The sequence below is a fragment of the Halanaerobium salsuginis genome (assembly GCF_900114545.1).
Lineage (GTDB): Bacteria > Bacillota > Halanaerobiia > Halanaerobiales > Halanaerobiaceae > Halanaerobium > Halanaerobium salsuginis.
Genome location: NZ_FOTI01000093.1, coordinates 1 through 1538, shown reverse-complemented (window position 1 = coordinate 1538; position 1538 = coordinate 1). Strand labels below are relative to the sequence as shown.

General features: G+C 31.9%; 1 protein-coding gene. It reads left to right on the top strand.

The window, feature by feature from the left end:
• Window positions 1–140: 140 nt before the first annotated feature.
• On the top strand, window positions 141–1409 hold the full coding sequence (locus tag BMZ74_RS14285) for an extracellular solute-binding protein (protein ID WP_089862875.1): 1269 nt from the start codon (window positions 141–143) through the stop codon (window positions 1407–1409).
• Window positions 1410–1538 lie beyond the last annotated feature (129 nt).

The following is a 1538-nucleotide window of genomic DNA, read 5'->3' as shown; positions in this document are numbered from 1 at the left end:
TGCTAAGTATTTAAGAGTAATTCAAAAAAACAAAGAGATAACATGATTCAAACGGTGCTATTTAGATTTCACAACATTTGTCAAAGAACCTATTTATAGCTTAAAATTAAATTGACTAAAAAATATAGGGGGTAAAAGTAATGAAAAAAATTTTATTAGTAATGCTATTTTTATTGATTTCAACAAATGTATTAGCAGCAGATATGGAAATCGAATACTGGACTCATACTGATGCTAATCGAACCAGGATAGAAAACAGATATATTAAAGAGTTTGAAGCTCAGCATCCTGGAGTAAAAATCAAACGAGTTGTTAATGAAGCCAGTAAACTAGGTGATATAGTCTTAACTGCTTTTTCGGCTAATAATGGACCAGATGTTTTTAATTTACCAATTGAGCAGGAATATAGCTATATGATTAACGGACGAGTAGCACCGGTTGATTATGACGCAATTGGTGTTAAAAGTCCAGAGGGATTGAGAGCAATCTATGCTAAAAACACTTTTGATCCTGTGACTTTAGAGGGAGAGATTTATGGCCTACCACTCGAATTAACTAACTGGGCTGTCTATGTTAACAAAGGTATTTTTAGAGAAGCTGGGCTTGATCCTGAAAAAGATTACCCTAGAACCTGGGAAGAAATGGCTGCTATCTCCGAAAAATTAGTAATTAGAGAAGGCGATATTATCACCAGACGTGGTTTTGATTTCAGATATCCTTATTATTTAGTTTCATTTTTACCAATGGTTGAACAGTTAGGTGGTAAGTTAATTAGTGATGATGGTACAGAGGCAATCGTAAATAGAGAAGCCTGGTTAAAAGCCTTAACTTATATGAAAGAATGGGGACCTTATGGTAAAAATCTGGGTAACCCAACTTATACTAATGCCCGTAAAATATTTAATAAAAATAATAATGATATAGCAATGGCACTTAGTGGTTTCTACCAACAGGGTAGAATAAAAAGTGATAATCCCGAATTTTATGAAAGCGGTGACTGGATGGTAATTCCTTTTCCAGTATTTGAAGATGCTGTAAATAATTATGGAAGTGCTTATTATGGTCATTATATGATGGTAAATTCGCAAATTGAAGCAGATAAACAAGAAATGGCCTGGAAATTTATTAACTATATGCTTTCTCATCCAGGTGAATACTTAATGGAAGTTAATATTATTCAGCCTCGTAATGAATTAATAAATTCAAAAATGTTTAAAGAGCTCCCTTATACAGATGTCTTTATGAGCGATATGGAGCGATCTAAACCTGTATTTTTACATGAAAATGGTTACCAGATGGAAAGATATATTAAATCTGCAGTTGAAGAAGTTATGTTAACTGATTTGAGTGTAGAAGAAGCTCTAGATACTTTGCAGGAAAGAATAGAAGAAGTAATTAATCAGTACTAATAAATATTAATAGGTTAGCTGGATCAGTCTCTGATCTAGCTAACTTAATATAAATACTTAAAAATATTAAGGTTGTATAATTAATGTTGTGAAGAAAAAACTGTAAATCTAAAAATATCTAAATAAAAA